The organism is Selenomonas bovis DSM 23594, from assembly GCF_000381005.1.
Classification (GTDB): domain Bacteria; phylum Bacillota; class Negativicutes; order Selenomonadales; family Selenomonadaceae; genus Selenomonas_C; species Selenomonas_C bovis.
Window position 1 is genome coordinate 32,287 of record NZ_KB908399.1, and the last position, 5,945, is coordinate 38,231.

General features: G+C 58.7%; 4 protein-coding genes. 2 read left to right on the forward strand and 2 right to left on the reverse strand.

The window, feature by feature from the left end:
• Window positions 1-652 precede the first annotated feature (652 nt).
• Both F599_RS0109640 and F599_RS0109645 read left to right on the forward strand, forming a co-directional pair.
• Entirely contained in the window at window positions 653-1,504 is an 852-nt protein-coding gene (locus F599_RS0109640; protein ID WP_026327934.1) for an MTAP family purine nucleoside phosphorylase, read from the forward strand.
• A 157-nt stretch (window positions 1,505-1,661) separates the two neighbouring features.
• A complete protein-coding gene (locus tag F599_RS0109645; protein ID WP_019543322.1) occupies window positions 1,662-2,468 on the forward strand; it encodes a porin family protein in 807 nt (268 codons plus the stop codon).
• A gap of 187 nt (window positions 2,469-2,655) precedes the next feature.
• On the opposite strand, the gene F599_RS0109650 is transcribed toward F599_RS0109645, so the two are convergent.
• Both F599_RS0109650 and F599_RS0109655 read right to left on the reverse strand, forming a co-directional pair.
• Window positions 2,656-4,659, reverse strand: a complete 2,004-nt coding sequence (locus F599_RS0109650; RefSeq protein WP_019543323.1) for a methyl-accepting chemotaxis protein — start codon at window positions 4,657-4,659, stop codon at window positions 2,656-2,658.
• A 129-nt stretch (window positions 4,660-4,788) separates the two neighbouring features.
• The gene (locus tag F599_RS0109655) at window positions 4,789-5,112 is read right to left on the reverse strand and encodes a PTS lactose/cellobiose transporter subunit IIA (protein ID WP_019543324.1); all 324 of its coding nucleotides are present in this window, start codon (window positions 5,110-5,112) and stop codon (window positions 4,789-4,791) included.
• Window positions 5,113-5,945: the final 833 nt, after the last annotated feature.

The window sequence follows — 5,945 nt, forward strand, 5'->3', positions numbered from 1 at the left end:
GCTGCGTTCGCTGTCCGATACCCGCCGCCCCTGTTGGGGGGCGAGGCGGAGAAGTTCGAGGCAGGATGGTTCGAGGTCGTTTTGAGGTTCGAGGCGGAATGGTTCGAGGCTGTTTGGCGTTCGAGGCGGAGCGGGCGGTGGGCATCGGCCGACTCACTCCGCGCGGAAACTCTCGTCAGCACTTTAGGGAAACGTTGATCAATGCAAGAATTTTACCACTTACTGTTGAGTGGATGAGAACATACCTTCTCCTCAGGAGAAGGGGGACCGCGTAGCGGTGGAAGAGGTGTTGCACGACGGGGGATTGCGCCGGAAATCATCACTCGAGGCGAAACACCTCTTCCGCCATCGCTACGCTCGGTACTCCCGGGGATGTCACTGGCATCCCACGCTAACGCGCCCCTTGAGGGAAGGTTAAGTGAATGCGTGGCTCCATAAATCAGCGCTTCCTTAGGGAGAGGAAGCGAGTAGGCTCGTCGTGCTTCCGAATAAGCTCCGCGCTGCGTTCGCTGTCCGATGATCGCCGCCCTTGCTGGGGGGCGAGACGGAGAGGTTCGAGACGGAGAGGTTCGAGACGGAGCGGTTCGAGGCTGTTTGGAGTCCGAGGCGGAGCGGATGACACTAGATAGAAGGATGGAGGATGAGATCGATGATGAGGAAAGATGAGATTCCCGCGGCGGAGTTTGCGGTGATTGGCGGTTCGGGGACGCTTTCGAGCGATTTTCCGAAGAATCTGCCGGATGAGGATGTGAAGATCCTCGCGGAGGAGATGCGCTTCGAGACGCCTTATGGGGAGAGTCCGGCGATGCGGCTTTTCTCTGTGGGGGAAAAACGCGTGCTGACGTGCCGGATGCATGGCTGGCGGTCGGGGGTGACGCGGGCGGATGCTTCGCGGCAGGTGTTCTGGGTGCTGCGGGAGGCGGGCGTGCGGCGCGTGCTTTCTGAGGGCGGCGTGGGCACGGTGAACAAGCTGCTCGATCTGCGGGATTTTTTGATTCCCGATGATTATCTCGATCTCTCCTGCCGCAAGGATGTGATGCTCGACGGGCGGTATCTGCTCATCATGCGCGACGCGCTCTGCCCGGAGCTGCGGCGTGCGCTGATCGCGGCGACGCGGCGTCATTTTCAGGGGCGCATCTTCACGCGCGGGACGTACGCGGTGACGGACGGACGTCATTTCGAGAGTCCGGCGGAGGTGGCGATGATGGCGGGCCATGCGGATATCGTCGGCCAGAGCATCGCGCCGGAGGTATATCTCGCGCGGGAGATCGGCGCCTGCTACGCGGGGCTGTATTTCACGGTGAATTACGGCGAGGGCATCCGCCGCGCCTGGTCGCATGAGAAGATGGCGGATATTTTCTACGACGATGCGCCGATGGTCGGGGAGATCCTGCTCGATACGATTCGCGCGGTCGCGGCGGACGAGCGCAGCTGCGAGTGTCTGTCCCTGCGCAAGGAGACGCTGCTCAAGGATGTCTATGATGAGGCGTCGAGCAAGGGATAACGACGATAGTCTTATGTTTTTGGTGAATTTTGGAAAACACCTTGACAAAAAGGTGGTTTCTTAGCTATTCTTAAGAAGATGCCAGATGCATAGGCAGCTGGCGTCTTTGGGGAGTCTTGTTGCATGGATGTGCAGTGAAGAAAGGGTTGAAGAAGCTATGAAGAAAAAGATGATTGCAGCGGCTGCGCTGGCGGCATGTGCGGTACAGGCCACGGCGTTCGCGAATCCTGTGACGAGTGCGGCGGAGTCGGTCGCGGATAGCGATTGGTCGGTGGAGGCGCGTTATTTTGCGCCGAAGCTCCATGCGCATGTGAAATCGGACTCGATTGACTACAATGGCGGCAATGTCAATGTCAAGGATACGCTCGGCATCGATGACAAGAAGGCGCCGGAACTCATCCTGCGCTATCGTCGTGCGACGCTTGATTGGATCCACCTCAAGAATACGGGCAATGCGCGCCTGGATGGGACGCTGACTGTTGACAACAAGACGTTCGACGCGAACAGCAAGGTTGCGACGGATTCCAAGTTTGATTACATGAAGCTCACGATCAAGAATCCGCTCGTGAAGACGCCGGCAGCTTCTGTGAACTGGAGCTACGGCATTACGGGCATCCATATGTCTGTGAAGGTCGCGGGCGACGCGATGGTGCACGAGGGCGGCCAGGCGGCAGCGTATCATCAGAGCGCTTCGGAGAGCGGTACGGTACCTGTGCCGATGCTCGGTATCGGTGCGCAGTGCCCGCTCGGTGCAGGGCTTGAGATTTATGGCAATATCGAGGGCCTGCCACTCGCGAGCTATGGTCACATCTATGATTTCGAGGCTGGACTTCGCTATCGTCCCGTTGATTATCTGAGAGTGAACCTCGGCTATCGCAAGATCGATATCAATGTGCACCATGATGACGATGAGGCGAACTATTCGCTCACGGGCCCGTTCTTCGGTCTGGCGTATGATTTCTGAGTTTCGCTAGTGGTGTGAGACTTATATTGTTGAGAGAGAACTGTGTATGGGCGGTCTGGCCGCCGTACACAGTTTTTGTTTTGGGCAGAAAAAAACTGCCGCATGGCGGCAGTTTACTGCAAGGACGGGCGCACAACGTCCACAAAGTGGACGTTTGTGCATGTAGCTTTGTGCTGTGTCGAGCGATTTATTTGTCTGTCTTGAAACGGCTGGCGGCTTTCATGAGTTCGTCGGCCGCTGCCTTGTTTTTCTGTGCGGCATCGGCAATCTGGGCGTTCTTGTCGGTGATGCCCGTCATGTTTTCCGCGATCTGCGTCGTGGTCTGCGCGACCTGGTTGACGGATTCCGCGATGCTCGCGATGTTTTCTGTGACGTCCCGCATGGAAGCGGCCATGCCGTCGGTGAGTCTGCCGAAGTTCTCCGAGATGTCCCGGACGTCGCTGCCTGCGGCCTGATAGGATCCGGCGACGGTGAGCATGCCCTGGTAGTCCGTGAGGATGTCGTTTTCCATGACGGCGAGGAGGGATTTCGCGGCGTTCGAGAGGTCTTCGACGGCGGCGAGGGTCTCCTTGATCTCCGCCTGGATCTGCGTGACGGTGCGCGCGGAGGCCTCTGCGAGCTTGCGTACCTCGTCGGCGACGACGGAGAAACCGCGGCCCTGTTCACCGGCGCGCGCAGCCTCGATGGCGGCGTTGAGCGCGAGCAGGTTCGTCTGCTCGGAGATGTCGAGGATGCTTTCTGCCATCGTGGAGATCTCCTCGACGACCTTGACGCGCTCGAGTGCGCCGCGGACGCGCGTGCTGCACTCGGCGGAGACGCTCTTGACGTGCTGGAAGGAGGCGTCGGCTTTCTGCTGCATGGCGGCGGCGTCATCGTGGATCTTCGCGGCGAGACCGCGCGCCTTCTGCGTGTGCGCCGTCGCCTGCTGGGTGTCGGCGTCGACGCTTTTCACCATGCGTGAGATGGTGTCGAGCGTCGTGGAGCACTGGCTCATCGTGGCGGAAATCTCCTCCGTGGCGGCGGCTGTCTGCTGGACGTCGTCGGATGCCTGCTGGAATTTCTCCTCCATCTCCTCGCAGGAGACGGTGATGGTCTTGCTCTGGGACTGCACGCTCTGGATGGCGCCCTTCATGGCTTTTGTGCTTCCGTTGAGGGCGAGGATGGTCTCGCCGAACTCGTCCATCTTGCGCGGCGTGCCCTGGTAGTCGAGGTCATAGTCGGAGAGCGCGGCGGCGAAGCGGCCGACGTCTCCGAGTTCCTTGGCGATGGTGCTGCTGATCAGGCGGGCGACGAAAATGCTCAGGAGTACGGCGATGAAGAAGAGGAACACCTGGACGCGCGCGCTGTGATAGACGCCTGCGAGCGTCTCGTCCTTGTCGGCGACGAGGACGATGTTCCAGGTCGTGCCGTCGATGGGCGCGTAGGCCGCGTAGACGTCCTGACCCGCGAGCTGCATGTCAGCGATGCCCTGCGCGTGCTGCGCGATGGCTGCTGTGAGAGCGTCGGCCTCCTTGGACCCTTCGTCGTGCAGGGTTTCCTTGTGCAGGACCTTCTGCATGTCCTTGTGAGCGACGTACTGGCCGTCGCCGTTGGCGATGAGGGCGTAGCCCTTCTGGCCAATCTCGATGCTCTGGATGGTGTCGTTGATGCTGGCGAGTTTGATGGTGCCGCCGAGGTAGCCGATGATGCTCCCAGCAGGCGATTTCACAGGAACGATGAGCGTCGTGATGGAGTCGCCCTCGTTCTCGCGGATGAAGGGCTCGGTGACAAACTCCTGTTTTTCCTTGATCATATCGAAGAACGGCTCTTTCGACTGATCCTTGATCTCGTTCGTGTCAGGATAGCATCCGTGGCCGTCCGTCGTAAAGAAAAAGATGTTCTCAAATCCCCAGTCTTTCGCCTGCTGGAGCAGGACGGGACGCTGCTGTGCCCAGTCGCGGGACTGGACGGCGGGGAGCGTGGCGATGTTCTTCAGGATGAACCGCTTGTTTTCGATGGTGGCGGCGATGGTCTTGGCGCTCTCGCCCGCGCGCGCCGTGAGCATGTCCTGCGTGTTCGTGAGCATGGCGTTGCGGTTTTCTAAAAAGGACGCGACGGAAAGAAGCGCCGAGACGACGGCGACGAGCAGGAGAATCTGCAGGAGGATCCGTCTGCCGACGCGCATGGCTCTCATATTCGATGCGAGTTTCATATAAAAATCTGCTCCTTTCAAATTCCTACGAAAGATGTAAAGATTATAACAGGAGCAGATTGGACAGACAATAAAAGCATAGTACAAAAAATGAAATTTAGTTCAGACTGGGCGCATGCCGCCTGGCGGTCAGCGCGGCGCTTTTTCCTCGACGCGCTGGTAGAGGTCGATGAATTCGCGTGCGAGGATCTTGAAGGCCTCGGCGCTCATGAGCTGGTCCTCGGCGTGGGCGAGCAGCAGCGTGACGGGGGCGGCGGTGCCGGCGGCCTCATCGGTGAGGAGCTGCTGATGCGCCTTGTGGCCCGCAAGGAAGTCGGTCTCGCCTTCCTCGATGAGCTTTTCCGCGCGCGCGAAGTCGCCGGCCTTGGCCGCGCGGATGGCGTTGACGAATGCGCTGCGCGCGGAGCCAACGTTGGAGATGATTTGGAAAGCGATGAGTTCTAGGTCTTGCATGGTGGTCTCCTTTCTTTCGGGCACGGATGATGGTACGCGGCGACAGGCAGGCGCTGTCGGTGCGGCGCGCTTGCATTGAGGCTTGCGCTGCATCTGTCAGTTTGTCATGTGAGGTAACATGGAGTCTTGTTGCCAAGGTGATTTGTTTCATTATATCATACACAGCCGCGCCCTGCATGTGGAAATAAATTGCAGATGAATATATAGGAAAAAGGAACTAGTCATACTTGGTTGACGTTGTCAACGGTGTGATGTACAATAGAGCCAAAGAAACGAGCGCTGGGGTGTGGGAGCCCTATGGCGCATGATGCTCAGGCGTACTTGGCTGACGCGATCAGCGGAGGAGCGTGAGCGGTGCGTGGCATCTGTGGGAAGGGTGTCTGCGCGGAGTTTGCTTCGTTTGCTTCGTTCCCTGCGGTCGCGCGGGGATGTGGGCTGCCCTCGTCGGCAGCCACGGTTTTTGGGAAATTTGATATAGGGGAGCGCGCTCAGTCAGTGCTCTCGCCGTGTGCGGCATCTGTGTCGTAACGCGTGCACGAAGGGGCTGTCTCACGAAAGCATTTTCGTGCGGATAGCCCCGTTTTCTTTGACCTCAATCACGGTCATCTGACACTGGCGATAATCATGGCATAAAAAACAGTACAAGAAACAGGCGGTCACCGATCGCCTCGTTTTTTGCACTGTTCTGTTTCAGGCTGCTGCCGCAACTTGGATGAGGTGCACGCCTAATCGCTGTGCCTGTATTTTGCAATGCAATTTAAAAATGTTATGTGCCATTGCCAGCAGGATGGTTTCTGCCTCTACGTTGACATGCCCTTTTGTCAGGAAGCGAC